The sequence below is a fragment of the Neorhizobium sp. BETTINA12A genome (assembly GCF_023006485.1).
In the GTDB taxonomy this organism is placed as follows: Bacteria; Pseudomonadota; Alphaproteobacteria; order Rhizobiales; family Rhizobiaceae; genus Neorhizobium.
The window spans coordinates 1-26,128 of sequence record NZ_JALBGW010000016.1 but is presented as its reverse complement, the minus strand read 5'-3'; the positions used below and the strand labels follow the sequence as shown (position 1 = coordinate 26,128).

Genomic DNA, 26,128 nt, shown 5'->3' with positions numbered 1-26,128 from the left:
CCAAGGTCCTGCCCCTCCCGAGCCGGGGTTGAGCACAAGAGGACAAGACCATGGCCGCTCATTCCAGCATCGAGGCAATCACCGCCCGTATCGTCGAACGCTCGAAACCCCATCGCGAGGCTTATCTCGACCGTGTGCGGCGGGCGGCTACGCAGGGCCCACACAGATCGACGCTCTCCTGCGGCAATCTCGCCCATGGCTTTGCGGTCTGTTCCCCCGCCGAGAAGGACGCGCTTGCAGGAGACGTCATCCCGAACCTCGGCATCATAACCGCCTATAACGACATGCTCTCGGCGCATCAGCCCTACGAGACCTTCCCGCCAATCATTCGCGAGGCGGCACGGGAAGCCGGCGGCATAGCGCAGGTCGCCGGTGGCGTGCCGGCCATGTGCGACGGCGTCACCCAAGGGCAGCCGGGCATGGAACTATCGCTGTTCTCGCGCGATGCGATCGCCATGGCGGCCGGCATCGGCCTGTCGCACAACATGTTCGATGCAGCCGTCTTCCTCGGCATCTGCGACAAGATCGTGCCGGGCCTGGTCATCGCGGCGCTGAGCTTCGGGCATCTTCCCTCCGTGTTCATTCCGGCCGGCCCGATGACAACAGGGCTACCGAACGACGAGAAGTCGCGCATCCGCCAGCTTTATGCGGAGGGCAAGGTCGGCCGCGCCGAACTGCTCGAGGCGGAATCGAAATCCTATCACGGCCCCGGCACCTGTACGTTCTACGGCACCGCCAATTCCAACCAGATGCTGATGGAGATCATGGGCTTCCACATGCCCGGCGCCTCCTTCGTCAATCCCGGCACGCCGCTGCGCGAAGCGCTGACCCGCGAGGCCGCCAAGCGGGCGCTGGCGATTACGGCGCTCGGCAATGAATTCACGCCTGCCGGCGAGATGATTGACGAGCGCTCCGTGGTCAACGGCGTCGTCGGCCTGCATGCGACCGGCGGCTCGACCAACCACACCCTCCACCTCGTCGCCATGGCGCGTGCGGCCGGCATCCTGCTCACCTGGCAGGATATTTCCGAGCTCTCCGATGTCGTTCCGCTGCTTGCGCGCGTCTATCCGAACGGGCTTGCCGACGTGAACCATTTTCATGCCGCCGGCGGAATGGGCTTCCTGATCAAACAGCTCCTGAAGACTGGCATGGTGCATGACGACGTGCGCACGGTCTTCGGCCATGGGCTGGAAGCCTATACGGTCGAGGCGAAATTGGACGCCAACGGTCAGGTCACCCGCGAAGCGATCCCGGATCAGAGCGGCGATCTAAAAGTCCTGGCGCCGATCGAGACCCCCTTCCAGTCAAATGGTGGCCTCAAGATGCTGAAGGGCAACCTCGGCAAGGCGGTCATCAAGATTTCCGCCGTCAAGCCGGAACGCCACATCATCCAAGCGCCGGCGATCGTCTTCCACGACCAACATGGGCTGCAGGAAGCGTTCAAGCGCGGCGAGCTCAACAAGGATTTCATCGCCGTCGTCCGCTTCCAGGGACCGAAGGCGAACGGCATGCCGGAACTGCACCGCCTCACCCCGCCGCTCGGCGTGCTGCAGGACCGCGGTTTCAAGGTGGCGCTGGTGACCGACGGCCGCATGTCCGGTGCTTCTGGCAAGGTGCCGGCAGCGATCCACATCACCCCGGAAGCCTGCGATGGCGGCCCGATCGCCAAGATCAAGGACGGCGACATGATCCGCCTCGACGCTGTCGCAGGCACACTGGAAGTGCTGGTGGACGCCGCGGAGTTTGAGGCTCGTACACCGGTCGTCGTCGACCTTTCCGACAATGAGTTCGGCATGGGCCGCGAACTCTTCGCCCCCTTCCGCCGCCATGTCGGCACCGCGGACATGGGCGCCAGCGTGTTTGCGTAAACAGGCCGATTGCCGGCAGAAACGAAAACGGCGGCCCTGGAGCCGCCGCTTCCATGTCAAGCCACGAGCCGCGTTACCAGGAGCGGATATCCATCGTCCGGTCGCGATGGTTCGGATGCGTCGAGAATATGAAGATGCGATCAAGCTCCTTCTTGGTGAGAAGAGACAGGAAACGAACCTCGATCGTGTTGTTGGCATTGGTGCGCATCAGCAGGCAACCGACCTTGGAAATGCGCGCGTCGGGAATGTCGAGATAAAACTGCTTCGGCAGATTATATTGGGTCAGGATGCCGAGAACGGCGCCGCTCATCGAGATCCGGATGACGTCGCAGCGACGCTGCGCCATGTTCATCACGCCATTTTCGGTATATTCGATCCGCGCCGCATTCATCGTGTCTTCCATTTTGAACCGGGCTTCCCGGTCGTACATGAAAGACTCTTCCTTGTTCAAAAAGTGATTTTTGTTACTTGGAGCCGCGCTCACGACATCCCTCCATTGCTTTACAGGAGAAGCCTAGCCGGCGAAATTTAACAGAGAGTTTTGAAGTCCCAAATCAGAACAACTCCAATTGCATATCGCAAGATCACAGTAAACGGATGGTTACTCCTAGATGCGGTAGGCCTTACCTTCTGCATCGAAAAGGTGCAGTTTCTTGAGGTCTGCTGAGAAGCGCATCGTCTCGCCCTTCTTCACCTGCAGAATGCCGGGAATCTTGGCGATGATCGGCTCTTGATCAGCCAATCCTTCGATGTAAAGCAGCGTCACCTCGCCCAGCGCCTCGATGATCCCGATCTGACCTTCGAAGAGGTAGTCCTCGCCCGAGGCAATCGACAAATCTTCCGGCCGCACCCCGAAACTGGCCGTCTTGCCCTTTTCCGAAGCCGCCGTCGGCACCGGCATGCGCACTGATTTTCCACCCTTCAGCGCAACCGCGGTCATCTCGCCGGTTTCGGCAATGGTGGCCGGGATGATATTCATCGCCGGCGAGCCGATGAAGCGGGCGACGAAGAGGTTCTGCGGCCGCTCGTAGAGTTCGAGCGGGGCGCCGACCTGTTCGATGCGGCCGGCCGAGAGCACGACGATGCGATCGGCGAGCGTCATCGCCTCCACCTGGTCGTGCGTCACGTAAACCATCGTCGTATCCGGCATTGAATCCTTCAGCTTGGCGATCTCGATGCGGGTGGCGACGCGCAGTGCGGCGTCGAGATTGGAAAGCGGTTCGTCGAACAGAAACACCTTCGGATCGCGGCAGATGGCGCGACCGATGGCGACGCGCTGGCGCTGGCCGCCGGACAGCGCCTTCGGAAGGCGGTCGAGATAGGGCGTGAGCTGGAGGATATCGGCCGCCGCGCGCACCCGGCGGTCGATCTCGTCACGGCTTTCCTTGGCGATCCGCATGCCGAAGGCCATGTTGTCATAGACCGTCATATGCGGATAAAGCGCGTAGGATTGGAAGACCATGGCGATGCCGCGCCTCGACGGCGGCACGTCATTGACGACCTGGCCGTCGATGAACATCTCGCCGCTGGTGATGCTTTCGAGGCCGGAGATCATCCGCAGCAGCGTGGACTTGCCACAGCCGGACGGGCCGACGAAGACCACGAACTCGCCCTGGGTGATCTCCAGGTCGATGCCATGCAGCACCTTCACCTGGCCATAGGCCTTGCGGATATCCTTCAGAATGACACCAGCCATTTTTTCCTCCCCTTTGTTCTCGTTACGCGTGATGGGCGAAGAACGCCCCCCAAGCCGGTAGTTCGACATGCCTGCCTTCAAGCCGGCTTTCGAAGCCGTGGCCGGTCAGCACTTCCCAATCGCCGGCCGGCAGCTCGGTTGCCGTTTCCGCCGCGCTCATGTTGAACAGGCAGAGCACCGTCTCGTTGCCGTATTGGCGCTTGTAGCCGAGAACGGCGCCGTCCTCGGCCAGGAATTCGATCTCGCCCTTGGCAAAAGCCGGGTGCTGCTTGCGGAAGGCGAGGAACCGTCGGTACTGTTCCAGAACAGATGCTGGATCGCCGTACTGAGCGCCGACGGCCCGAAGCTGATGCTCGACCGGGATAGGCAGCCAGGTTTTCTCCGCCGTGGAGAAGCCAGCCTGCAGTGCCTGGCTGTCCCACACCATCGGCGTACGGCAACCGTCGCGGCCCTTGAACTCCGGCCAGAACTGGATGCCGTAGGGGTCCTGAAGATCGGCATAGGCAATGTCGGCCTCGGTCAATCCGAGTTCCTCTCCCTGATAGATGCAGACCGAGCCGCGCTGGGACATCAGGATGGCGGACGCCATCTTGGCGTAACTGTCGCGATCGAGAACGTCATGGCCCCAGCGGCTGACATGGCGGACCACATCGTGGTTGGAAAACGCCCAGCAGGCCCAGCCGTCCGGTGCGGCGATCGAAAATGCTTTCTGCACCTCGGAGACCCGCGCCGGCGTCAGCGGATCGGGCGCCAGGAATTCGAATGCGTAGCACATCTGCATCTTGTCGTTGCCGGACGTATACTCGCCGACGATCTCCAGGCCCCGTTGGCTGTCACCGACCTCGCCGACGGCGGCGATCGCCGGAAACTCGTCGAGCACGGCGCGGAAACGCCGCAGGAATTCCAGGTTCTCCGGGCGGTTCTTGTCGTAGAGATGCTCCTGGAAATTATAGGGGTTCACGGCCGGCGCGGTGGAGGCGTTACGGCGCGAGGGATCGAGCGCCGGGTTATCGCGCAGGTCCTTGTCGTGGAAATAGAAGTTGATCGTGTCGAGCCGGAACCCGTCTACGCCGCGCTTCAGCCAGAAGCGGGTCATGTCGAGCAGCGCATCCTGGACTTCGGCATTGTGGAGGTTGAGGTCCGGCTGCGAGGTCAGGAAGTTGTGCATGTAATATTGCATGCGCGTCGGGTCCCAATGCCAGGCCGACCCGCCGAAGATCGATAGCCAGTTGTTGGGTGGCGTGCCGTCCGGCTTGGCGTCGGCCCAAACATACCAGTCCGACTTGGGATTGACGCGGCTCGACCGGCTCTCGATGAACCAGTGGTGCTGGTCCGAGCTGTGCGACATCACGAGATCGATCATCACCTTGATGCCGAGCCGGTGCGCTTCGGAAATCAGACCGTCGAAATCCGACAGCGAGCCGAACATCGGATCGACATCCGTGTAGTTCGAGACGTCATAGCCGAAATCCCGCATCGGCGACGGGAAGAAGGGCGAGATCCAGATGGCGTCTGCGCCAAGTGCCGCCACATGCGGCAGACGGGCGGTGATGCCCTTCAGATCGCCGATGCCGTCGCCGTTCGAGTCCTGATAGGAGCGCGGGTAAATCTGATAAATAACGGCCCCACGCCACCAGTCCTTGTCCGGTACTGCGGGGGCTTCTGCGGAAACGCTCATTCAAAAATCCTGTTGTCGTTCGATGTTGATCAGCCGCCCTTGACGGAGCCGGCAAGCAGTCCGCGGACGAGATATCTCTGAAGGGCGAAAAAGACGATAATCGGCACGACGATTGTTATGAAGGCCGAAGCCGTCAGGATTTCCCACTTTCCACCCATTGAGCCCAGAAGCGCGTTCAGAGCGCCGGTGAGGACCAGTTGATCCTTGCCGGTGCCGAGGAAGACCATGGCGACGAGGAGGTCGTTCCACGTCCACAGGAACTGGAAGATCGAGAAGGATGCGAGCGCCGGAAATGACAGCGGCAGGATGATCTTGACGAAGATTTCGAAATCGCTGGCGCCGTCGACGCGGGCGGATTCAATGATTTCCCGCGGCAGACCGGAGATGTAGTTGCGCAGGAGATAGATCGCGAGCGGCATGCCGAAGGCGGAGTGCGCAAGCCAGATGCCCGCATAACTGCGAGACGGCACGCCGAAGAAATTGCCGATCTCGTTGTACATCTTCAGAAGCGGAATGAGCGACATCTGCAAAGGCACGACGATCAGCCCGACCACCAGGGCGATGATGAGGGCGCGCCCGGGAAATTCCATCCAGGACAGAGCGTAGGCGGCAAAGGCTGCGATCAGGATGGGAATAATGGTTGCGGGAACCGCGACCGTCAGGGAGTTGACGAAGGACTGGCCTATCCCTTGAGAGGTCAGCACCGTGCGGTAATTTTCGGTGGTGAAGGATGGCGGCGTCGCGACGGAGAGGTAGACGCGTTTACCGCGCCCGCTCTCGAACGGCGCATTCTTGGAATAGGTATAACTGCCGTCTTCATTGATGGTCAGCGTCTCGCCGTCGCCGATATCGGCCGGCTTTCCTGCTGCAAACTCGGTTGGAGCGGCGACGCGGGTGCCGAAGGCGCGCACGCTGCCCCCCTTCCCGCCTTCGAAGACCGAACCCGAAATAACATAAGTCGCGCCATTCTGCTTGGCTGTCGAAGGTTCGCCGAGGCGTGCAGCACTCGTCTCGGCAGCGCCCGTGAAGGCCGTCCACCAGCCCGATGCGGTGATCTGGCCCGCTTCGCGGAAGGAGGTGACGAGGATGCCGAGCGTCGGGATCAGCCAGATGAAGCAGATGACGAGGACGGAGGCGTGGACGATGAGGCGTGGAAGGCCGATACGGCGAAGGCTTACAACTGCGCTCATCTCAATGGCCTCCCATTTCCTTGTTCGCCTGGCGGATGTTCCAGATCATGATCGGGGTGACAGCGGCCATGATGACCAGCGCTATGACCGCACTTCGGCCACTGTCGCCCCCTCCGCGGAACATCCAGTCGAACATCAGGTTCGCCAGAACCATGGTGCTCCACTGGCCGTTGGTCATGGTCAGCACGATATCGAAGACCTTGAGCACGAGAATGGTGATCGTCGTCCAGACAACGGCGATCGTGCCCCAGATCTGCGGCACCATGATCTTCCAGAAGATCTGCCAGCCATTGGCGCCGTCGATCACTGCCGCCTCGATCGTCTCCTCGGGGATGCCACGAAGTGCCGCCGAGAGGATGACCATGGCAAAGCCCGTCTGGATCCAGATGAGGATCGCCATTAGGAAAAAGTTGTTCCAGAAGGGAAGCGAGATCCACACCTGCGGAGAGCCGCCAAAGGCCTGCACGATGGCGTTAAGCAGGCCAATCTGCGTTTCGCTACCACCACGATATTCGTAAATGAACTTCCAGATGACCGAAGCGCCGACGAAGGAAATCGCCATCGGCATGAAGATCAGGCTTTTGGCGAGATTGCCCCACCAGATGCGGTCGGTCAGCACCGCGATGACGAGGCCGAAGAAGGTACACGCCGCCGGCACGACAGCGAGCCAGAGGATGTTGTTGAAGATCGACTGGCGGAATTGCGCGTCCTGGATGGCCCAGCGATAGTTCGCAAGGCCGACGAAATTGCCGCCCGACCGATCGTAGAAGGAAAGGAAGAAGGTCGCGACGACCGGATAGACGAGATAAACGACCAGTAGGAGCAGCGCCGGGCCGAGAAACAACCAGGGACGCACCATGGCGCGGCGGTTGAGGTTGACGGAAGCGGCGCGGACATTGTCCACCGGCACGGGAAAGACGATCTGCAGGATCTTATCGGAGAGCCAGTAATATAAGGCACAGACGAAAACGCCGGCGATCACGACGCCGACGGCTGAAACGATCTGCGATATCATGGCTCTCCCCTTTTCACCGTTTTATGCGTAGCTTTTGACTGTACCGCGCCGGCGTCCGGCGCGGTCGTATTGAGAGCCTACTGGGGGAGGCTTATTTCAGACCGTCCCATGCCTTCTGGATGTCGGTCGCCACGGTCTTTGCGTCCTTGCCGCCGACATAGTCGACCATGCCGGTCCAGAACGCGCCGGCGCCGATCTTGCCGGGCATCTGGTCGGAGGCGTCGAAGCGGAAGGTCGTGGCGGTGGTCAGAAGTTCGCCCTGCTTCTTCAGGACATCATTGGCATAGGCATTCGGATTGGCGCCCTTGAACGGCGTCAGGAACGATGACTGCGCCATCCAGACCTCGTGGGCAATCGGCGTTTTCAGGAATTCGATGAACGCCTTGGCGGCAGGCGAATCCTTGGTGATGGCAAACATCGTGCCGGCGCCGAGGACCGGCGTTCCGAGCTCCGGCTTCGAAGCATAGGTCGGCAGGTAGAAGAAGTCGGCATCGGTGCCGAGCTTGGTATCCGGCGGGAAAAAGGACGGCACGAAGGATGCCTGGTGATGCAGGTAGCATTTCGGCGGAATGCCGAAGAGGCCCTTCGGGCTGTCGCGGAAATCGGTGGAGGCAACGGCCGCGACGCCGCCGCTGACATATTTGGGATTCTTGGCGAACTTGCCGAATTCCTCGATCGCACCGATAACAGCCGGATCATTGAACTTGACTTCATTGCTCACCCACTTGTCGTAGACTTCCGGCTTCTGGGTGCGCAACATCATGTCTTCGACCCAGTCGGTCGCCGGCCAGCCCGTCGCGCCGCCGGAGCCGAGACCGATGCACCACGGAACCCCGCCGTCCTTGACGATCTGGTCGCTGAGCTTGATCAGGTCTTCCATGGTCTTCGGAACTTCGTAGCCGGCCTCCTCGAAGTTTTCGGGCACATACCAGACCATGGATTTGAAATCGGCCTTGAAGGGGAAGCCGAAATAGGCCTCCTTGCCGTCCTTGCCCTTGTAGGTGCCATAACGGATCCAGTCCCCGCCAGAGCCGTAGTTGGTCTTGACCCAGTCGGAGTTCTCCTGGCCGAGCGAGGTCAGGAACCCCTTGGCGGCAAGATCGGCCAGAAGGCCGGGCTGCGGAATGATGGCGATGTTCGGCGGAGAACCGGCCTGCGTGTCGATAACGATCTGCTGCTCGTAGTTTTCCGAGGAGGAATAGCGTCCGTTGATGCCGGTCGCAGCGTTGAAATAGGCCAGAACGCTGTTGAACAGCACTTCGTCCTCGCCGCGCCAGGGGCCGAAAAGCGTCAGGCTCTGCCCTTTGAGGTTGGCGTGGGCAGCCTTGAAATCCTCATAGCTCTTCCAGGTAAATTTAGAATCCTGGCCAGGCGCGAATTTCAGCTCCTGAGCGACTGCGCCGCCGGCCACGAGCGCTGCCAGCGCCGTGCCGATCCAAAATGATGCCTTCATGAAATAATCCTCCCGTTGTCCCGACTTCTGCTACCTTGCCGGGAGTTTACAACATGGGAGAGATTTAACGCTCTCGCGGAGGAGTCAACCCCTGCGCAGGCCGCGTGGAACAAATGAAAAAATCCGTCCCCGCAGGATCAGAATCTGGGTGCGGTTTTGCCGGCCGTACGATAGGCGGCGATGACCGTGTTGGCCATCAGCATGGCAATGGTCATTGGGCCGACGCCGCCGGGGACCGGGGTGATGGCGCCAGCGACTTCAGCGGCTTCAGCATAGGCCACGTCGCCGACCAGCCGGGACTTGCCCTCGCCCTTGTCGGGGGCGGCAACGCGGTTGATGCCGACATCAATGACGGTTGCCCCGGGCTTCACCCAGTCGGCCTTGACCATCTGCGGGCGGCCGACAGCGGCGACCAGGATATCGGCATTGCGGCAGACGCCCGCGAGATCCTTCGTTTTCGAATGCGCCATGGTAACGGTCGCATTGGCTGCAAGGAGCAGCAGGCCCATCGGCTTGCCGAACAGGTTGGAACGACCGATGACGACGGCGTTGAGGCCCGACAGATCACGGCCATGTATACGGTTGACCAGCAGCATGGCGCCGGCAGGGGTGCAGGAGATCAACCCGGTCTCCAGGTCGCCTGTGGCGATCTTGCCCGCGTTGACGACGTGCAGGCCATCGACGTCCTTTTCCGGCGAGATCGACAGGATGACCGGTTCTGCGTTCAGGTGTTTCGGCAGCGGCAGCTGGACGAGGATGCCGTTGATGGCCGGATCGGCGTTGAGCTCAGCCACCAGCTTTTCCAGCGTCTCCTGGGTGGTGTCTTCAGGCAGGCTGTGCTGGATCGAGTTGAACCCACACTGCTTGGCCATCCTGCTCTTGGAATTGACATAGGCATGGCTCGCCGGATCGTCACCGACGATGACGACTGCAAGGCCCGGCTTGACGCCAGTTTCGTGTTCGAGAGCGCCGGACGCCTGGGTCACCGCAGCGATAACGGATGCTGCCGCTTCTTTACCATCGATCACCACAGCCATGCGTACCTCCCGCTTGAAACCGCCACCAATGTATACATGGAGCATGTTCTGAATTTGCCCGCCAACGCCCTATGCTGGTCGCAGACAGCAAATGCAAGCGGATTCGATGTCGCAGGTCTTATCCTCGGGAGGTATTCCGGCGCGCAGAATAGACCTGCACTCGTTCGCGCAATTCTGCCATGTCGCGGCGAAGCTCGCGAAGTTCTTCGGCCTTGCGGACCTCTTCCGGCGAGGGAGCCGGACGATGGGCTGCGCCATAGGACGGGGCATCGGCAAGACGGCCGGCCATGACGGCCGCGACCAGCGGCGGAAGCTCAGCCTCCGCTGCGGGGCGACGATTGGTCATCAGCATCCCGCGGATATGGTCGGCAAGCGGGCTGTCATTGGCCGGCGCCGGATGGCGCGGGCGCCAGGGCCGCTGCTCGTAGACTGGTCGATCGTAGCCCGGCAGATCGTAAGCCGGATCCTGTTCCTCGGAAAAAAAGTCCTGCTCGTCCAGATGCTCTGCCAGCAGGTGCCGATCGATCATCAGCGCGGGCTCGTCGGTGAGATCCAGTTCCTCCGTCGAGATTGCCGAAGGCGTGGAGAAGCTCCTGCCCCGGGTCATGAAGGCGAGCCCGATGCCGAGGGAGAAACCGATCAGCGCACCGATGCCCGAAACCTCGGCCAATGAGGGGCCAAGGGCTGCCGCCGCTGCTGCCTCAGCCGGAACCAGCACGGTCACCTTGGCCGTTGATGCCTTCGTCTCGGTGCCGTGAAGCGCGTCGAGATAATTCCGCCGCGCCTCGTCGACCGCAGCCTCGAGCGCCGTCAGCCGCGCCGCGGATTCGGTAATTTCCTTGTCGTCAGGCTTCTTTACCTGCTTCGCCTTTAGATCGGCCAAATGTCTGGCGGCTGCCGCCTCCTGCTGGCGAAGCGAGGCGCCAAGCTGTTTCAGCGCGTCCTGAATGTCGTTTTTGACATCCGCCAGAGCTGCCTGAGCCGCAGCAAGCCGCGGGTGGCGCGGGCCGAGATCACTCGAAAGCTGGTCGACGGCAAGCTTTGCCTCGACATGTCGCTGCCGCTGGTAATCGAGGCCGGTATATTCGAGACTGTCCGGCAGAGGCTTGTTCAGCACGTCCGAGAGCTTCATGGCGGAGGCCTGTGCCGCCTTTTGTCTCAGGTCGCCCAGCTGAGCCGTCGCCTCGTTTATCTCTGCGACAAGCTGCTGCCCGTTGTCCTCGGTCCGGCGCAGTTCGGCAAGCTTCTGCGCATCCGTTTCGGCGATGAAACCGGCAAGGGCTGCTTCTGCATGCTCGAGCGTCTGGCGCAGCTTCTCCGCCACCGGCGCGGACGACGCTGTGCCGGAGAAGGCGATCTCGTCGTGGAAAGTGTTGCCGAGCATGTTCGCGATGCGCGCCGCCTCGCCCGGCTCTTCCGCCGTAACGGAAATCACAAGCCGCCCGGTGCGGCGGTCGTAGCTCGTGGCAATCGCCTGGGAAAGTCGCGCGCGTAACCTGTTTTCAGCCTCCGATACCGTCATCGTGTCGCCGGAGACGATATCGGACACGATCCTGACGACACTCGGACGGTCGGCAGAGAATTCACTGTCGCGGCCAAGGTTCAGGGCACGGATGACATTGTCGAGGCTGGCCTTCGAGCGCAATGCGGCGGCAGCTGTATTGACCGCCGCCTCGCTCGCCGTTTCGATCTTCAGCCTGGTTTCAACGTTGAATTTATGCGGAAACGTATCAATGAACAGCAGCGGCAAGAAGGCGCCAACCAGCGTGAGGGCGCCGACCTTGAGGACGGCGGATCGCAATCCGGTCGACAGAGAACCGGCGCCGGCGAGCGATGCTGCCGGTTTGGGGTTTCGGTCGTCTTCGATTTTCGCCGACTGATACATGGGATGACCGCGCTGATCTGGTGCTGCCGACATCCCGCAGGCAGCCCTCTGATTAAGGCAGTCTAAAATTTCATGGCAAAGAAAGGGTTAACTTGTCAGGCGAAAGACGGTTGCGGCGAAGGAACATCCGCCTTTGGCACCGCGCGCGCAAATCTGCCTTCGATGAAGGTGGACAGTCCTGCCCCGGTCATGATCACCAATCCGGTGCGGACCAAAGCGAGCCGGCGCTCGATGCGCCGTTCCTGTGCAAGGCTCGCCGCATCGACGAGGACGAGATCGAAGCGCTGCGAGATCTCCTGGTCTAGCGCGACCACCGCCACGTCATGCCAGGGCGCATGGCGGGCGAAATGCTCGCGGAGCGCTTCGATACGTCCCGTATCCTCGCCGGCTATGCCGATGCGGCGGCTCTTTTCCATGAAGCTCAGCAGGGCCGGCACGAAGGTCGTGGCCGAAAAGCGCACCGGTGCGGGCTTCCCGTGCCGCGCTTTGGCGAGGAGGCTGAAAGCACGGCCTCCACCCGGCAGAAGCACCCTGCGGCCCAGCTGACTGCGGTAGGCGGGATCGACCATCTGGCGGAGAGTAGTCCGTTCATCCAGGAAGCCGAGGGTGGAGCGGTTGCCGCGCAAGGCGATCAGGCTTTCCGCGAGGCCGAGCGTGGCGTTCCATCCGAGATCGCAGACACGCAAACCGAACAGGGTCTGGGGTGACGCGGATGCCAGGAAGTCTCCGGATGCGTTCATCGATGCGCTCCCCATGGGGCAAGACCAATTCTCCCCCAAGGTCTAACAGCGCGCTCTGAAATCGCCTTTAAATCGATCGGTAAAATGCAAGCGATGCCCGTATTTTCGGGGCTTCACAACAAAAAGCAACGGTGTTAAGTTTCAATCGCCGTTGCTCGATAGTCTCGCATTCTTGCGTTTAGGATGATGATCATTTTGCGCATGACGGCAACGAGTGCGACTTTTCCGGGTTTTCCGCTGGCTCTGAGCTTGGCATAGAACGCCTTCATGTGCGGATCGAAGCGGATGGCCGGTAGGGCGGCGATGTAGAGGGCATCCCGTACCGGTTTTCGTCCGCCGGCGATCATGCGCTTGCCGCGCATCAGGCCGCTGTCGCGGTTGAGTGGCGCAACGCCGACCAGTTTGGCGATCTGCCCCTTGCCCATGAGGCCCAGTTCCGGAAGTCCGGCCAAGAGAAAGCAGGCGGTGCGCAGACCGATGCCCTTGAGCGACATCAGGACATCAGCCTTGTTTGCCAGTTCGGCATCCGATCCGAGGCAGGCCACCATCTCGTCGACGACCGCCTGGCGCTGGTCGAGCAGGAACGCCAGCGTCTCCTCGATCCATGCGCGCGTTCGGCCGTCGGCCTGGCGGCTCTGCTTTTCCCGGCGGTTCTTCTCCTGCACGATCATGTGCGACAACTGCCTGTAGCGCGCCACCAGATCGGCCAGAACCGTCTGGGCGGTGGAAGCGGGAGACAGGAGCCTCGTCTGCATGCGCCGGCCATAATCGGCCAGGATGAAGGCGTCGATCCTGTCGGTCTTGGAGAGCTGGCCGCAGGCGCCGGCGAACTGCCGGACCTGTCTGGCATTCACCCGTGCCACCGGCATCCGCGCGACCAGCAGCGCATCGACGACGCGGCGCTCATAGCCGCCGGTCGGCTCGACAAGAAATCGCTCGACCTCCTCCAATGACGCGACAAAGGTCATGAATTCGGTAATTCCGACAGCCGTGTTGTCGAAGGTCGCCGATTGGCCATCGGGCAGGATGCAGATGTCGAAAGACGATTTCGATATGTCGATGCCGACAAAACGGCTAGTATAAGTCATGAGGCCATGTCTCCCTTATACGCGAGCGCGGAGCTCTCTCAACGGTTCGACGAAGCCTCGATAGACGCAAAGGGTTCTGCTTTTTTGCGAACGAAAGTTCAGGGCCGCAAGCCCAACCGCTTTGCGCCGCCATTGCGGTGTTGCATCACCCCAATGACAAACGAGGCCGGAACATCATAACAATGTTCCGGCCTCTCAATGTATAAGGCCGACCATCGCGGCCGGCCGTTATGCTCTATCGTGACCGCCGCCGCGATGCCTCGGTGCGCGTCAGTGACCCGCGGGCGCGGCTTTCGGATCGTCGATCTTCACACCCTCGACAATCTTCTTGCCCGGGTTCGGGTTCTTGTTGCCGCGCGAGGCATTGTTGCGGATGTCTTCCTTCGAGAGATAGTCGAGCTGCTCGACCAGGACCTCTGCCACCAGCCCGTCGCCGAGCTTCTTGTTGAAGTCATCCTTGATGCTCGTGCGAAACTTCTCAAGGTTGAAGGCGCCGGGCTTGCTGAGATCAACCATCTGGTTGCCGATCAGCAGCGTGAAAAGCTCGTCAGTCGTCAATTCGGTGATCGGAAGCTTGGTGTTCTTGATCTTTTCCTTGTCCATCATGAACGAGACGCGGCTCAGGAAATAACCGGTGATCGCGCCGTCCGCGATCATCGGAATGGTAATGGATTCCCCGCGCACCAGCGTCTGAAGCTCCTTGCGCCTGGCCGCTTCGTCGACCGGCGCCGGCGCTGCGGACATCTGCACGGAGAAGTACACCGCCGCAAGCGTGACGATGCAGACCCATAGACCGGTGAGAAGGAGCTTGACCATCAAGCCTCGCTGTAGGTGAACTGTTCTTGGGTGTAGGTACCGTCGTCGTCCGCGTCACGGGCAGCGTTCTTCAGAAGATCCGCGACGGCGCGGACGGCGTGGAGATGCGCCTCGACCCGGCGGGCATTAAGGGCCAGCTTGCTCTTCAATCCGTGCATCTGGTCGATATGGCCGGTGGCGAGCTGCTTCGGGTCGGTGCCGCGGAACAGCATGGTCAATTCGTAGAGGCAGCGGCTTTTGTGCGCGTTCGACACTTTCAGGTCGAATTCCGGATCGCGGCCGATCCGCTGATTTTCGTTGTCGATTATCAGCTCCAACCGGCCAAGCACGGTCTTGATGCGATAATCATTCGAAACGACTTCCATATTTTCTGCCCCAGTCTGATGCATATCAGGCCTCACTCTTCTTGCCGACGCCGAGAACCTGCCGCTCGAAATCGGTGATCATGCTTATTGCGCGGCTACGATCAGTTTCATTGGTGGTTGGATTGACCGTGGCCTGACGTTCCGCACGGGCGACCGCCTGCGAATACATCTGCTCGGCAATACCGACGCCGCCCTTTTTCGACATCTCGTCGGCAATCTTCTCAGCCATGATGCTCTTCCAGAATTCCCCGGCAGAGCCCTTGCCGTAAACGTCCTCGGTCTCCTTGGGGAGCATGGAATTCACGAAGGTCGAAAGCACCGAGGCTTCGAACTTGCGATATTCCTCCGGCATTTCGGCAACCTTGTTCGGCGCCTCCGGATTGCCGAGACCCGCCGTCGTGCCGGGTGTGTCGATGAATTTCATGGCAGCACCAAAACCCTTGCCGACTTCGGCAAGGCTGGTCGCGGCAAAGGCCGCCTTATTCGCCTTCAGCTTGGCCTGCGCTTCCTGAACGGCAGTCGGGTCCGCAGCGCGGACGACGTCCATGACCAGATCGCTCGGAGGTGAAATCGCCACGTCAGCTCCCTTCATGACTGCCGCGGACCGCATCCCTAAAGGTGCCCGAGCGCAGCAACAGTTTGAAATGGCACGTGATCCCGCCGATCTCGATTCGAGCCGGCAATCAGTGCAATGACGAGACTATGACGTTCGAAGCTTGCTGGAGGCTGGCCAGTCTATTTGACCCGATCGAGGGCGAGCGTGATATCGATGAGCTCATAGATCGAGTCGTCCGCGGCTTCGCGATCTTCATGACCGCGAGCGTCCTTCATGTTCTCTTCAAGGCGGTCTGCCTTGGTGCGCTCCTTGAGAACCTTCATTTCCTGGATCTGCTGAACGCCGGCAAGCTGGCGTTCCTTCGTCGTCAGGCGACCGAACCGTTCGGAATAATGCTGCGAGAACTGTCGATGGACCGGGTTCATCGAGCCGATCGCATCTATGACTTCCTCCATCGACTGATTGACCTCCGCGCGATAGCGGGTGGTGGCCGCAAGCTCGTGTTCGGCCATCGTCTCGAGATGCCGCTGGACCGCAACGAGACGCTTGAGCTTGTCCGACCGCTTGACTGGGCCCGCCATTGCTGCCTCCTAGAAGGACCTGAAGATCGGCGCGAAGCCATCCGCATATTGGCGAATGAAGGCGGCGATCGACAGATAGAGAAGGAAAAGCCCGCCCATCAATATGAAGGGCGTCGAGATGAAGAAGATCGGGATCTGCGGCGCCATCTTGTTGATGAGGCCGATTGCCACGTTGAACATCAGGCCAAAGATCAGGAATGGGCTTGCCAGCCGCAGCATGATGACGGTCGACGCTCTCAGGGTATCCGTCAGGGTGATCAGTATCTTCTGCGGATCGATCACCGCACCGACCGGCGTTGCCGTGTAAGAATCGACCAGCGCGCGGAACACGATGTGATGGAAATCCATCATGAACAGGAGCAGCAGTCCGCTCAGCGTCAGCAGGATAGTCAGCGAGTTTTCCTGCGAGTCTTCGAAAACGTCGTGGCCGCCAGGCGCCGTGAAACCGATCGAGAGGGTCAGGACCGTGCCGGCAAACTGCATGCCGAGTGTATAAAGCCGGGCGATCAATCCATAAACCGTGCCGATCGCGGCTTCGGTGAAGATCAGGCCAAGATAGGTGGCCGTCGGTTCCGACGCTTTCGGGTAGATCTGATCCCAGAGAACCGGCAGCACGGCCATCGACAGGGCGACGGCGACAAACAACCGCACCTGCACCGGCACGCGGCCGCTTCCCAGCCCCGGAAGAACCATCACGCACGTCCCCATGCGGCAGAACGCAAGGAAAAGTGCGAGAATGGTCCCCTGCGGGTCGGTAATCATGCGAGAATCGTCCTTTGCGGACAGCCTATCACGAAATGGCGCCGAGTATTTTGATTTCGAGACCCTTGGCGAGTTCTACATGGGAAAGGACGGGCAGGGTTGCGAACAGCCGCTCGATGATCATGCGGACGTAGGAGCGCGTTTCCGGCGAGGTGACGAGCACGAAAGGCAGGCCGCGGTCCATGAATTCACGGATGACCTTGGTCGCCTGTTCGCTGAATTCTTCGAGCGTGCGCGGATCGATGTCGAATTCGACCACTTCGCCCTTGCCGTCCCGCTTCAGCGCCTGATGGAACAGCATGTCCCATTTGTTGCCGAGACGGAGCACACGCAGCACGCCGTTGTCGGCCAGGTCGCCGCAGAGCTGCTGCGACATGCGCACGCGCACATGTTCGACGATCTGCTCCGTCTTGCGGACATGCGGAGCAAGCTCGGCCACCGCTTCCAAGATGAGATGCAGGTTGCGGATCGACACGCGCTCGGCAAGCAGGAGCTTCAGCACCGCCTGCAGGCCGGAATAGGACATATGCGACGAGCAGATCTCGTCGGCGAGCTTCTTGTACTCCGGATCGAGACGCTCGATCAGGATCTTGACGTCCTTATAGGACAGAAGCTGCGGAAGGTTGTTGCGGATGACTTCCGACAGGTGGGTCAGCACGACGGAGACGTTGTCGATCGGATGGAAACCTTCACGCTTCAAGTCTTCGGCGAAGGTTTCGAGGATCGACACCGCCGGCATGCCGAAGGCGGGTTCGCGGATCTCGTCGCCCGGGATGCTCGGCTTGCGGCCGGATCCGGTCACCACGAGGACGTCGCCGACCCGCAGAGCGTTCGAAGCGATCGTCGTGCCATGGATGCGGATCTGGTAGGACTTTTCCTGGATCGAGATGTCGTCGGTAACCTTGATTTCCGGGACCACGAAACCGTATTGCGTCGCGAACTTCTTGCGCATCTTGCCGACACGGAAGGCAAGTTCCTGATGGGCACCAAGCAACCGGGTGGAGACCTGCTTGCCGAGAGCGAGCTCGATTTCGGAGGTCTTGAGGACCGATTTGACCGAGTCCTTTTCCGCTTCCTTGGTCTGGACGACCTTCTGCTCTTCGTCTTCGCGACGCGCCTTGTTCTCCGCCTCGATACGGCGCGGAACGAGCCAGGCGCCGAAACCCATCAGGCCGCCGAGTGTCATAAAGGGCAGGAACGGCAGTCCAGGGATGATCGCCAGAAGAGCCATCAGACCAGCCGACATCGAAAGAGCGCGCGGATAGCCGCTCAGCTGGTCGATGACGGCCTTGTCGGTGGAGCCGGCGGTGCCGCCGCGGGTGACCAGGAGGCCGGCGGCGAGCGAAACGATAAGGGCCGGGATCTGCGTGACGATACCGTCACCGACGGACAGCTTCACGAAGACATCGGCGGCTTCGCCGATCTGCATGCCGTGGCGGAAGTAACCGATGATGATGCCGCCGAAGATGTTGATGGCGGTGATGATGAGACCGGCGATCGCGTCGCCGCGGACGAATTTCGACGCACCGTCCATGGCCCCAAAGAAGGAGCTTTCTTCTTCTAGCTCGGAGCGGCGGCGTTGCGCTTCCTTCTCGTCGATGATGCCGGCCGAGAGGTCCGCATCGATCGACATCTGCTTGCCGGGGATGGCATCGAGAGTGAAGCGGGCGCCGACTTCCGCGATACGGGTGGCACCCTTGGTGATGACGATGAAGTTCACCGTGACGAGGATCATGAAGACGATCACACCGATCACGAAGTCGCCGGACATGACGAGGCCCGCAAAGCCCTGGATCACGTTGCCGGCCGCGCCATGGCCCTCGTTGCCGTGCGACAGGATCACGCGCGTCGTCGCGATGTTGAGCGACAACCGTATCATGGTGGCAATCAGCAGGATGGTCGGGAAGGACGAGAAGTCCAGCGGCCTCTGGATCCACAGCGCCACCATCAGGATCAGCACCGAGAACGCGATCGAGAAGGCAAGGCCAAGGTCGATCAGAAACGGCGGGATCGGCAGGAAGAGGATACAGAGGATGGCGACGATGCCGCCCGCAAATCCGAGATCGCGACCGCTCGGGGCTACTTTCGGAATGGATAGTGAAGGTGGTTGCGCCATGACTTTCCCGTCTCTTCATGAGATGGCGGCAGGAAGTACTCCTGCCAGTTCATGTCCTGCCTAAAGGGCGAAGCTTGCGCGAAGGTGGGTAAGCGAAAAAGATCAGGCGGGCCACAACCGGGTCAGAACCCCGATTGCACCCGCGAAAATACCAGATGAGCAAAAAGATTGATCTGGCCGCCGATAAAAGGCGCAGTAATGCCGATCGTGATCATGATGGCGACGATTTTCGGCACGAACGTCAGCGTCATTTCCTGGATCTGAGTCAGAGCCTGGAGAAATGCAATAACGACACCCACGACCATCGCCACAAGGACCGCGGGACCGGAGGCGATCAGGATCGTCCAGATCGCCGCCTGCATGATATCAAGGGCATCGGCCTCATTCATTGCGCCGGCTCCGTCTGCTTTAAAGTTTCGGCGTCATGCCGAGGTATTCCCGCTCTTAGCTACTCGCTGCAGGCTGATTCGAAAGAACGATCCCCGGCTGGATGAGAACCTTATCACCCTTCTCGGTGATCGCCACCAGACCGTCGGAATAGATTTCCACCTGTTTGATGACACCGGTGGTCTTGTCGTCGGCGCTGGTGATCGTCTTGCCGATCATGTCGGCAGCCTGCGAGAACGAGGACGCCTGGATCAGCGACTGCAGGTTCGAGTTCATCTTCACCGACTGCTCGACCTGCGAGAAGGTTGCGAGCTGGGAAATCTGCTGGCTCGCATCCATCGGATCGGTCGGATCCTGATACTTCATCTGCGCGATAAGCAGCTTCAGGAAGTTGTCGTAGTTCAGGCCTGCGGCCGACTTGTCGGACGATGCCGCCTTGCCGTCGCCGGCGGCGTAGGGGTTCTTGGTATTGATCGAGTCTACCGCCACGGTGCGATCTCCTTGCGAATCCGCTCGACTGTCGCCGGCGCGATTTCCCGATTGTTGAGGATACGGTCTTCGATGGAGTAGAGCGCGCGGATCGCCTTCAGAGCGTCGAAGGCGCGACCCGATGCAACCATACCGTCGATGCGCTTCAGTTCGGCCAGCATCTCATCATCGGTAAAGCAGGTCAGCAGCATGGCGACCGACTTGCGGAACAGCGCGTTCGACTGTTCCTTGCCATCCGGATTGATGAGCATCATCTGGGCGATGAAATAGAGCTGCCGAAGCGGCGTTGTCGCATCTTCCGGCTGAAGAACGTGGTTCTCCAGCAGGAACGTGACGTCATTGAGAAATTCCAGCGCGACCTTGCGATCAACGCGCAGAACCGCGCCGTTGATGAATATCCGCTCGCCGGATTTCAAAGAGATGCGAAGCGTACTTTTCATTTAAGTCCATCCCTGATGATGGTGGTCACTTCAATAATGCCCTGGAAGTTGGTCGATTCACGGTTTCGGATCTTCTCGCATTCCTTCAGTATCCAGATTGCGATCGAGATCAGATCCGCTCGAAGTTCGTTGGCTAACTCGTTGTCCGGATGTTTCAGATCCTCGACGAAACGGATCCAGACACGCCGGGTATAGAACAACGCCTCAACCGTGGTGCGCGTATAGGCTTTCTCATCGCGCGCGGCGATCAGAAGCTCGATAGAGCGATCCAGGGCCTGCCGCTCGCGATCCTTGGCGTTGGCAACGCCGTCCTCCATGATCTCGGCATATGAAAATTGGTACATTCATGTATCCTTCGTCACGAGCCTTCCTTTATTCATCAAAGGAAGTTGGCCAGGCTCAGCTGCTGTATCTTTGCCGTTACTGTATATGCGGTTTCGAGAAGCGTCTTCATCGTATTGAGACGGGTCGCGGCCTCCTCCGGATCGACGTTCTCCATCGATCCGAGACTGGTCGTCAGAATATCTTTCTGCGCCTGCAACCTTTCCTCAGCCTTGGAGACGCGTTCGGTATAGATACCGATCGACGTCCGCTGCTGGTTGATGCTGCCGTCGCTGTTCATCGCCTTGTTGATGAGGCTTGTGGTGCGAGTGGCGACCGCGGCCCGGGCATCCTTGTCCATCCCGGTCTGCAGGTATTCCATCGAGATGATCGACGCGAACGCAAAGTTGCGCATGCCCTGACTGTTGGCATTGGTCGAGCTTTCAACCACTTCGGTCGGGCTGATACGGCTCTTCATGTTTTCGTCGCTGGCATCGGAGAAGAAGGTCTTCCAGAAGTCCTGGCCGGCGACGGCCGCCGGATGGGGCGGGCTTGTCAACGGCGCGGAGCCGTCGAACTTGGCTTGCAGATTATCCAGAAAGCCGTCCATCTGGGCCTTCGTCATCTGCTCCTTGCTCGGAATCGCATTGGCGGAGAGATATTGGGTGAGCTCGGCGGCAACGGCGGCCTTGGCCGGCGATCCCGGCGCAAAATAATCGTCGAGAGGCTTCACGTCGGAATTGATGCCGGAGAAGATATACTCGCCCTGGACCGCGGTATTGGCGAAGTTCGTGAATGCATCGAGCGCGTCGGACATCGCCATGCGCGCCGTCGCAAGGCTCGTTTCGTCGGCCGAGCTTCCAAGCGTCAGGATCGCGCTCTGTATCTTCAAGCCCTGCTCGTTCATGCTCTTGAGCGAAAGTTCAGCGGTTTGGAGACGCTGCGTCGCGAGTGCTGCGGTCGTCAGAAGCGAGTCGGTGCGGCTGATGTCGCGGGAAAGATCGAGAGCGCGCGACGTATTGGCTCCGAGGGCGACGCCGAGATCAGCGTGTTTCTGGCTCACCGCCTCCTGGTTCGCCTTCACCATCTCGCGCTGAACGTTCGAGATGGAGTTTCGCATCGTGGTCTGGATCGACAATGTGGAAATGAAAGAGGTCTTCATGATCAGCTCGCAATATCCAAGAGGGCTTTCATCATATCGTCGACCGTCGACATGAGCTTGGCTCCCGCCTTGTAGGACTGCTCGATATCGAGAAGCAGCGACAGTTCTTCGTCGAGGCTGACGCCCGTATTGCTGGAAAACGCTTCAAGACTGCGCGACAGCATGGCTGTCTTCGTCTCGTCTGCGGCGGTCGCCGTGCTGCGAAGCTGCTCGAGCCAGCCCATGGAGTCTGCGGCAAATGAGAGGACGTCCGGTGCATCGGCGATTTCCGTGTCCGTATCGAAGGCCATCGGGCTGGTCAGGTTTTGGTTGTACTTGTCGAGGAGGTCCCCGTAGCTGCTGCCACCCGTGTTTACGATATAGGTCGCGCCGTTGATCCCACCGTCGCGCACCTTGTCCGGGGTGCCGGCCGGGGGGACGACCACCGGATTGACGAAGATCTTGGAGGCGAGGCCCGGAACGATCGTGCCGGCGGCGGGAATGGCCGTCTGCTGGACGCCGGCGCCATCCTTGTATGTGAAGAGACCCGTCATCGGCGTCAAAGCGCCGGTCGGCCCGGTTTCCGCAAACGAGGTGATCAGACCGCGGGCGATTTCGTCGAGCTGGCTCTGGAAGGTCGGTGCGATCTTGTCGCGGATCTGCATATGGGCCTGAATGGAGCCCTTGGCGGTGGTGTTGCCCGAATCTCCGGGCTTGAGCGCGACGCCGTCGATATAAACACCGTTACCGGAGGTCGATGCATCGAAAGCGGCGGTCTGCTGGAATGTCACCTTGCGCGGCACCGCCTCGAACAGCGTCGTGCCGTCCGTGGTGTAGAGCACCATATCGTTGCCGCCGCGCGTATAAGACGTGACGCCGACGATTTCCGAGATCTTCTTGACGAGGCCATCGCGCTCGTCGAGAGAGTCGTTCGGGTCGGCGCCGCTGGAGACCGCGTTCTTGACCTGGTTGTTGACGGTCTCGAACTTCGCAAGCAGCGCGTTCAGATCGATGACGTTCTGCTTGATCTGATCGTCCGCGTCCTTGCGGATCTGCTGAAGCTTGTCGGAAGCGATATTGAGGCCGGCCGCTACGTCCCGAGCGCTCGAAATGAAGGAGATGCCGATGCCGGTATCGTTCGCCTTTCCGGCGAAGGCATCGAGGTTGTTGCGGAAGGCCGCGATCAGCTTGGCGGGGGAGAGCTCGTTGTCGTTCCCCCCCATCAGGTTCTTGATCTCCTGGAGGCCGTCCAGCACCGTCCGCTGGCCGCTTGCGATCGACGAGCTTGCGATCGTCTGGCGCAGGAGCGGCTCGTTCTGGGACCGTGTAATGTCGCCGATTATAGCCCCGTTGCCGCCGGTCACGACCATCGCGGATCGGCGGCTGTAATCAGGGTTCTGTGCATTAGCGATGTTCTTCGCCGAGACTGCCGACTGAGTGCCGGAGTTGGTGAAGATCGATTGTGCCGTAGACAATGCTGATGCGAGCGACATTTTTTACTAACCTCTTGAGACTTATTCTCTCGATCGTCGGTCCGATTATCTCTTCAGATTGATCAGGACGTCCATCAGGTCCGAACCGGTCTGGAAGACCTTTGAATTCGCGGTGTAGACACGCTGCGATTCGATCATTTCAGTGAGTTCGCTGGCGATATCGACGTTGGAGCTTTCAAGCGCGCCGGAATAGACCTGGCCGAAGGCGCCGGACTGCGGGAAGCCGATGGTGACGACGCCCGAGTCATTGGTCGGCAGGAAGACGTTGCCGTTCTGCGGAAGCAGCTTGTCGATGCTCGGAACCGTTGCAAGCGCGACCTGGTAGATAGGGCGACGGCCGCCATCCTGGTAGACCGCCGTGACCAGACCGTCGCCGCCGATTTCGACATCGGTGATCGGGCTCGGCGCGTTGCCATCAATGATACCCTTGCCCGGCGTGAAGGCGGCTGCGAACTGCGTCATTTCCGAAAGGTCGATCTTGATCGCCTGCGAGGGAGTTGCGCCGTCGGTCGGGTCGACGAAGGTGATGGACTTGTCGGAACCTGTCGGCGGAGGACCAGCGGAATAAGCGGCCGTCTGCAGCTTGTTCGTGTTCGGGTCGAACACGAGATTTGCCGTCTGCTTGACGAGGTTTGCAGCCGGAACCGCCACGTAGGGGAAACCGCCGTTGGTCGACTGATCCTGGCGATAGACCGACACTTCCCATGTATCGGGACCGGTACCGGTCTTGGTGTAGTAGAAGTCGTAGAGCACTTTGCTACCGGCATGGTCGTAGGCCGTCAGCGAGCTCTTGTTGGTGATGACACTGCCTGCGACGTTGTCGCTCGGACGAGTGCCGGCAGGCACAACGGCCGCTCCCTTGTCCAGGTTGGCAGGGAAGCTGCCCGTGCTGGACGGCGAAGAGACCATCCCGAAGTCGTTGATGTTGATTTCTTCGAGACCGTTGAAGCCGTTGACGACGGCTGCCGGCGGGTTCGAGCCGTAGGGATAACCCATCAGGTTGAAGCCGGCAGTGTTCTTGAGGAAGCCCGTCGCATCCTTCACGAAGGCACCGGCGCGGGTCAGGTAAGGAGTACCGTTCGGATCGCTGACGATGAAGAAGCCTTCGCCCTGGATGGCAAGATCGGTCGAGGAGGTGGTGTACTGGATGCCACCCTGGTCTGCGATGCTGTAGCGAACGTTGGTTTCGACACCGCCGGAAGAATACGAACCTTGAGTCGAGGGCAGGACCAGCGTTGAGAACGCCGTGGAAGAACGCTTGTAACCGACGGTGCTCGAATTCGCGATGTTATCGCCAACAGTACCGAGACGGTTTGCCTGAGCGTTCATGCCCGAGACGGCCGTTTTCATCGTGCCGAAAATACTCATAGGAAATCTCCTTTTTGTCTGATGGAGAGAGTAAGTGGCGGGCCTTGCGTGAAGCTGTCTGCTTACGGTTCCCGCCGAAAATATGCGGCAAGGCCCTTTTGGAAAATCAGTTCCAGTCGATGCAATAACCAAGGAAACGCTTGGAATCGACCGGGTCGAAGCCGAGCTTCTTGCGCAGCTTCTTGCGCAGCTTGCTGATGTGGCTTTCGACGACGTTCTCTTCGACTTCCTCGTCGAAGATGCCGTAGATGGCGTTGAAGATCTGGGTCTTAGAAACGCGACGACCGCGGTTGGAGACCAGGTATTCGAGGATGCGGCGCTCGCGGCGCGGCAACGCGAAGACGTCGCCGTCGATTTCCGGATCACGACCGTCGGAGAATACCCGGATCGAACCGATATCGGTGAAATTCGAGATTGCCTTCAGCCGACGACGGATCGCCGCGGCACGCGCCAGGATCTCGCGGGGATGGATGGGCTTGCGCACCACGTCGTCCACGCCGCTGTCGAAGAAGGCAAGGGTCGCCTCCAGGGAGGGCTGATCGCTGACTGCGATCACCGGTGCCATGGACCGGTCCCGGATAGCCCGCGGCAGTTCGAGCGTCCGCTCGCCCTGACCGATCAGGAAGGCTTCGACCGCGGCGATGTCCGAATCAGCCGCCGTGCTTACCCATTCGCCGAATTCTTTTGGATCGAACCCCTGGGACGGAATTCCTTCGCGTCCAAAAAGAGATGTGTATCCGTCTTTCACGAGCTCACGCTCATCAACCACTACGATCATTCGTCCGCCTCCGAATCACTTGTGGTGCTTCAATATGTCTATGGGTACGAATCGGCGGAATCCGAGACAAGCTGTGTGAAGTTAACCAAACAAATTAATAGTTGATTAATAACTGCACTGCGATTTGCACTAGATGTAGTGGGTGTACCGATTTTGAACACAAGTTTCCGGTGGAAAAATTAACGCATCGTAAAAGAAGGCTTGCATGGCCATTTTTGCCATAAATGCAAACCGCTGCAATTTTGCGATTCTTTATTTTAACGATTCAACTACAGATTGCTTAGCTGGCGCAGAACCGGGAAGCGTTGGAGGTCCACTCTCCGTAGCCTGTGGCGACGAGATTGCTGATCACCCGGCAGACATATTGCTTCTGAGCGGGATTGTTATTCGGTCCGGCGTGGTATCGCGCCACCGCCATCGTCCAAGTTTCGTGTTTGTCGTGCAGGTTCCGGAGGAACTTTGCCGCGTATTCAACATTGCGTTTCGGGTCGAACATCTCTTCCGGGGACGAAAAATTTTCGCCGTGGAAGTAGTGGTTGATCTGCATGCAGCCGATGTCGATGAGCTTCATGCCCTGCCGCTTGGCGTCGTAAAAAGTCGTCATCGCCGCCTGCTGCGAGGGTGGAAAAAAGGCCTTTCCCTCGACATTCATGGCATAGGCGCTGAGGCTGCCCTTGCGGCCGGTCTCGGTTAGACCGACCGAATAGAGAATACCTTCCGGTACGCCGTATTTTGCCGCGGCTGCCTGTATTTCCCGTTCGCAGACGCCGGAATTGACAGATGAACCTGTGGCTGGCGCGCTGCTAGCCGGCGTTCTGACGGGCGCGCGGCGCGTGATGGCAGCTCGGCTCGGAGGTGCGGCGGG

Annotated in this window: 26 protein-coding genes; 1 reads left to right on the top strand and 25 read right to left on the bottom strand. The window is 60.1% G+C overall.

Features of this window, described 5'->3' with window-relative positions:
- The first annotated feature begins 50 nt into the window (after positions 1-50).
- Positions 51-1,868, top strand: coding sequence for a phosphogluconate dehydratase (gene edd, locus MOV61_RS07175; protein WP_247136098.1), 1,818 nt, complete (start codon positions 51-53; stop codon positions 1,866-1,868).
- 73 nt (positions 1,869-1,941) lie between these two features.
- Here edd and MOV61_RS07170 read toward each other — a convergent pair whose 3' ends face one another.
- The 25 genes from MOV61_RS07170 to MOV61_RS07050 form a co-directional block, all read right to left on the bottom strand.
- Positions 1,942-2,298, bottom strand: a complete 357-nt coding sequence (locus tag MOV61_RS07170; protein WP_038539838.1) for a hypothetical protein — start codon at positions 2,296-2,298, stop codon at positions 1,942-1,944.
- Positions 2,299-2,475: 177 nt separating this feature from the next.
- The gene (locus MOV61_RS07165; RefSeq protein ID WP_247136097.1) at positions 2,476-3,564 is read right to left on the bottom strand and encodes an ABC transporter ATP-binding protein; all 1,089 of its coding nucleotides are present in this window, start codon (positions 3,562-3,564) and stop codon (positions 2,476-2,478) included.
- Positions 3,565-3,586: 22 nt separating this feature from the next.
- A complete protein-coding gene (locus MOV61_RS07160; protein WP_247136096.1) occupies positions 3,587-5,242 on the bottom strand; it encodes an alpha-glucosidase family protein in 1,656 nt (551 codons plus the stop codon).
- A gap of 29 nt (positions 5,243-5,271) precedes the next feature.
- Complete coding sequence (locus tag MOV61_RS07155) at positions 5,272-6,432, bottom strand: carbohydrate ABC transporter permease (RefSeq protein ID WP_038539829.1); 1,161 nt, start codon at positions 6,430-6,432, stop codon at positions 5,272-5,274.
- Between the two features lies 1 nt (position 6,433).
- Entirely contained in the window at positions 6,434-7,447 is a 1,014-nt protein-coding gene (locus tag MOV61_RS07150; RefSeq protein WP_247136095.1) for a carbohydrate ABC transporter permease, read from the bottom strand.
- Positions 7,448-7,538: 91 nt separating this feature from the next.
- Entirely contained in the window at positions 7,539-8,900 is a 1,362-nt protein-coding gene (locus tag MOV61_RS07145) for an ABC transporter substrate-binding protein (protein WP_038539824.1), read from the bottom strand.
- Between the two features lie 137 nt (positions 8,901-9,037).
- On the bottom strand, positions 9,038-9,937 hold the full coding sequence (gene folD / locus MOV61_RS07140; protein ID WP_247136094.1) for a bifunctional methylenetetrahydrofolate dehydrogenase/methenyltetrahydrofolate cyclohydrolase FolD: 900 nt from the start codon (positions 9,935-9,937) through the stop codon (positions 9,038-9,040).
- Positions 9,938-10,055: 118 nt separating this feature from the next.
- On the bottom strand, positions 10,056-11,855 hold the full coding sequence (locus tag MOV61_RS07135; protein WP_247136093.1) for a hypothetical protein: 1,800 nt from the start codon (positions 11,853-11,855) through the stop codon (positions 10,056-10,058).
- Positions 11,856-11,917: 62 nt separating this feature from the next.
- On the bottom strand, positions 11,918-12,562 hold the full coding sequence (locus MOV61_RS07130; RefSeq protein ID WP_247136092.1) for a hypothetical protein: 645 nt from the start codon (positions 12,560-12,562) through the stop codon (positions 11,918-11,920).
- Positions 12,563-12,696: 134 nt separating this feature from the next.
- Entirely contained in the window at positions 12,697-13,650 is a 954-nt protein-coding gene (locus MOV61_RS07125; RefSeq protein WP_247136091.1) for an IS110 family transposase, read from the bottom strand.
- Positions 13,651-13,920: 270 nt separating this feature from the next.
- A complete protein-coding gene (locus tag MOV61_RS07120) occupies positions 13,921-14,466 on the bottom strand; it encodes a hypothetical protein (RefSeq protein ID WP_247136090.1) in 546 nt (181 codons plus the stop codon).
- The gene (locus tag MOV61_RS07115; protein WP_038592804.1) at positions 14,466-14,831 is read right to left on the bottom strand and encodes a hypothetical protein; all 366 of its coding nucleotides are present in this window, start codon (positions 14,829-14,831) and stop codon (positions 14,466-14,468) included. The genes MOV61_RS07120 and MOV61_RS07115 overlap by 1 nt, the downstream gene beginning before the upstream one ends.
- 25 nt (positions 14,832-14,856) lie before the next feature.
- Positions 14,857-15,408, bottom strand: a complete 552-nt coding sequence (locus tag MOV61_RS07110; RefSeq protein ID WP_247136089.1) for a rod-binding protein — start codon at positions 15,406-15,408, stop codon at positions 14,857-14,859.
- Between the two features lie 158 nt (positions 15,409-15,566).
- Positions 15,567-15,968, bottom strand: a complete 402-nt coding sequence (locus MOV61_RS07105; protein ID WP_247136088.1) for a hypothetical protein — start codon at positions 15,966-15,968, stop codon at positions 15,567-15,569.
- A gap of 9 nt (positions 15,969-15,977) precedes the next feature.
- Positions 15,978-16,730 carry a flagellar biosynthetic protein FliR gene (fliR, locus tag MOV61_RS07100; RefSeq protein WP_038539809.1) on the bottom strand — a complete coding sequence of 251 codons (753 nt, stop codon included), beginning with the start codon at positions 16,728-16,730 and terminating at the stop codon, positions 15,978-15,980.
- 28 nt (positions 16,731-16,758) lie between these two features.
- Positions 16,759-18,846, bottom strand: coding sequence for a flagellar biosynthesis protein FlhA (flhA, locus tag MOV61_RS07095; protein WP_038539807.1), 2,088 nt, complete (start codon positions 18,844-18,846; stop codon positions 16,759-16,761).
- Between the two features lie 122 nt (positions 18,847-18,968).
- Complete coding sequence (gene fliQ, locus MOV61_RS07090; protein ID WP_038539804.1) at positions 18,969-19,235, bottom strand: flagellar biosynthesis protein FliQ; 267 nt, start codon at positions 19,233-19,235, stop codon at positions 18,969-18,971.
- A 55-nt stretch (positions 19,236-19,290) separates the two neighbouring features.
- Positions 19,291-19,722, bottom strand: a complete 432-nt coding sequence (gene flgD, locus MOV61_RS07085; protein WP_038539801.1) for a flagellar hook assembly protein FlgD — start codon at positions 19,720-19,722, stop codon at positions 19,291-19,293.
- Entirely contained in the window at positions 19,713-20,162 is a 450-nt protein-coding gene (flbT, locus tag MOV61_RS07080) for a flagellar biosynthesis repressor FlbT (protein ID WP_038539798.1), read from the bottom strand. The genes flgD and flbT overlap by 10 nt, the downstream gene beginning before the upstream one ends.
- Entirely contained in the window at positions 20,159-20,506 is a 348-nt protein-coding gene (gene flaF, locus MOV61_RS07075; protein WP_038539795.1) for a flagellar biosynthesis regulator FlaF, read from the bottom strand. The genes flbT and flaF overlap by 4 nt, the downstream gene beginning before the upstream one ends.
- A gap of 35 nt (positions 20,507-20,541) precedes the next feature.
- On the bottom strand, positions 20,542-21,645 hold the full coding sequence (locus MOV61_RS07070; RefSeq protein WP_247136087.1) for a flagellar hook-associated family protein: 1,104 nt from the start codon (positions 21,643-21,645) through the stop codon (positions 20,542-20,544).
- 2 nt (positions 21,646-21,647) lie between these two features.
- On the bottom strand, positions 21,648-23,117 hold the full coding sequence (gene flgK / locus MOV61_RS07065; protein WP_247136086.1) for a flagellar hook-associated protein FlgK: 1,470 nt from the start codon (positions 23,115-23,117) through the stop codon (positions 21,648-21,650).
- Between the two features lie 45 nt (positions 23,118-23,162).
- Positions 23,163-24,485, bottom strand: a complete 1,323-nt coding sequence (locus tag MOV61_RS07060; RefSeq protein ID WP_038539787.1) for a flagellar hook protein FlgE — start codon at positions 24,483-24,485, stop codon at positions 23,163-23,165.
- Positions 24,486-24,591: 106 nt separating this feature from the next.
- Positions 24,592-25,263, bottom strand: coding sequence for a transcriptional activator Rem (gene rem / locus MOV61_RS07055; RefSeq protein WP_037085198.1), 672 nt, complete (start codon positions 25,261-25,263; stop codon positions 24,592-24,594).
- Positions 25,264-25,543: 280 nt separating this feature from the next.
- Positions 25,544-26,101: a transglycosylase SLT domain-containing protein gene (locus MOV61_RS07050; RefSeq protein WP_038548716.1), complete on the bottom strand. Its 558-nt coding sequence runs from the start codon at positions 26,099-26,101 to the stop codon at positions 25,544-25,546.
- Positions 26,102-26,128: the final 27 nt, after the last annotated feature.

Bases quoted from the DNA above. Each gene is read 5' to 3' on its own strand.
- flhA (WP_038539807.1), bottom strand. From the start codon at position 18,846: ATGGCGCAACCACCTTCACTATCCATTCCGAAAGTAGCCCCGAGCGGT.
- MOV61_RS07115 (WP_038592804.1), bottom strand. From the start codon at position 14,831: ATGGAAGTCGTTTCGAATGATTATCGCATCAAGACCGTGCTTGGCCGG.
- rem (WP_037085198.1), bottom strand. From the start codon at position 25,263: ATGATCGTAGTGGTTGATGAGCGTGAGCTCGTGAAAGACGGATACACA.
- MOV61_RS07160 (WP_247136096.1), bottom strand. From the start codon at position 5,242: ATGAGCGTTTCCGCAGAAGCCCCCGCAGTACCGGACAAGGACTGGTGG.
- MOV61_RS07170 (WP_038539838.1), bottom strand. From the start codon at position 2,298: ATGTACGACCGGGAAGCCCGGTTCAAAATGGAAGACACGATGAATGCG.
- MOV61_RS07145 (WP_038539824.1), bottom strand. From the start codon at position 8,900: ATGAAGGCATCATTTTGGATCGGCACGGCGCTGGCAGCGCTCGTGGCC.
- flgK (WP_247136086.1), bottom strand. From the start codon at position 23,117: ATGTCGCTCGCATCAGCATTGTCTACGGCACAATCGATCTTCACCAAC.
- MOV61_RS07060 (WP_038539787.1), bottom strand. From the start codon at position 24,485: ATGAGTATTTTCGGCACGATGAAAACGGCCGTCTCGGGCATGAACGCT.
- MOV61_RS07135 (WP_247136093.1), bottom strand. From the start codon at position 11,855: ATGTCGGCAGCACCAGATCAGCGCGGTCATCCCATGTATCAGTCGGCG.
- MOV61_RS07125 (WP_247136091.1), bottom strand. From the start codon at position 13,650: ATGACTTATACTAGCCGTTTTGTCGGCATCGACATATCGAAATCGTCT.
- MOV61_RS07120 (WP_247136090.1), bottom strand. From the start codon at position 14,466: ATGGTCAAGCTCCTTCTCACCGGTCTATGGGTCTGCATCGTCACGCTT.
- flaF (WP_038539795.1), bottom strand. From the start codon at position 20,506: ATGTACCAATTTTCATATGCCGAGATCATGGAGGACGGCGTTGCCAAC.
- fliQ (WP_038539804.1), bottom strand. From the start codon at position 19,235: ATGAATGAGGCCGATGCCCTTGATATCATGCAGGCGGCGATCTGGACG.
- MOV61_RS07130 (WP_247136092.1), bottom strand. From the start codon at position 12,562: ATGAACGCATCCGGAGACTTCCTGGCATCCGCGTCACCCCAGACCCTG.
- MOV61_RS07070 (WP_247136087.1), bottom strand. From the start codon at position 21,645: ATGAAGACCTCTTTCATTTCCACATTGTCGATCCAGACCACGATGCGA.
- MOV61_RS07150 (WP_247136095.1), bottom strand. From the start codon at position 7,447: ATGATATCGCAGATCGTTTCAGCCGTCGGCGTCGTGATCGCCGGCGTT.
- fliR (WP_038539809.1), bottom strand. From the start codon at position 16,730: ATGATTACCGACCCGCAGGGGACCATTCTCGCACTTTTCCTTGCGTTC.
- MOV61_RS07105 (WP_247136088.1), bottom strand. From the start codon at position 15,968: ATGGCGGGCCCAGTCAAGCGGTCGGACAAGCTCAAGCGTCTCGTTGCG.
- edd (WP_247136098.1), top strand. From the start codon at position 51: ATGGCCGCTCATTCCAGCATCGAGGCAATCACCGCCCGTATCGTCGAA.
- MOV61_RS07155 (WP_038539829.1), bottom strand. From the start codon at position 6,432: ATGAGCGCAGTTGTAAGCCTTCGCCGTATCGGCCTTCCACGCCTCATC.
- MOV61_RS07165 (WP_247136097.1), bottom strand. From the start codon at position 3,564: ATGGCTGGTGTCATTCTGAAGGATATCCGCAAGGCCTATGGCCAGGTG.
- flbT (WP_038539798.1), bottom strand. From the start codon at position 20,162: ATGAAAAGTACGCTTCGCATCTCTTTGAAATCCGGCGAGCGGATATTC.
- folD (WP_247136094.1), bottom strand. From the start codon at position 9,937: ATGGCTGTGGTGATCGATGGTAAAGAAGCGGCAGCATCCGTTATCGCT.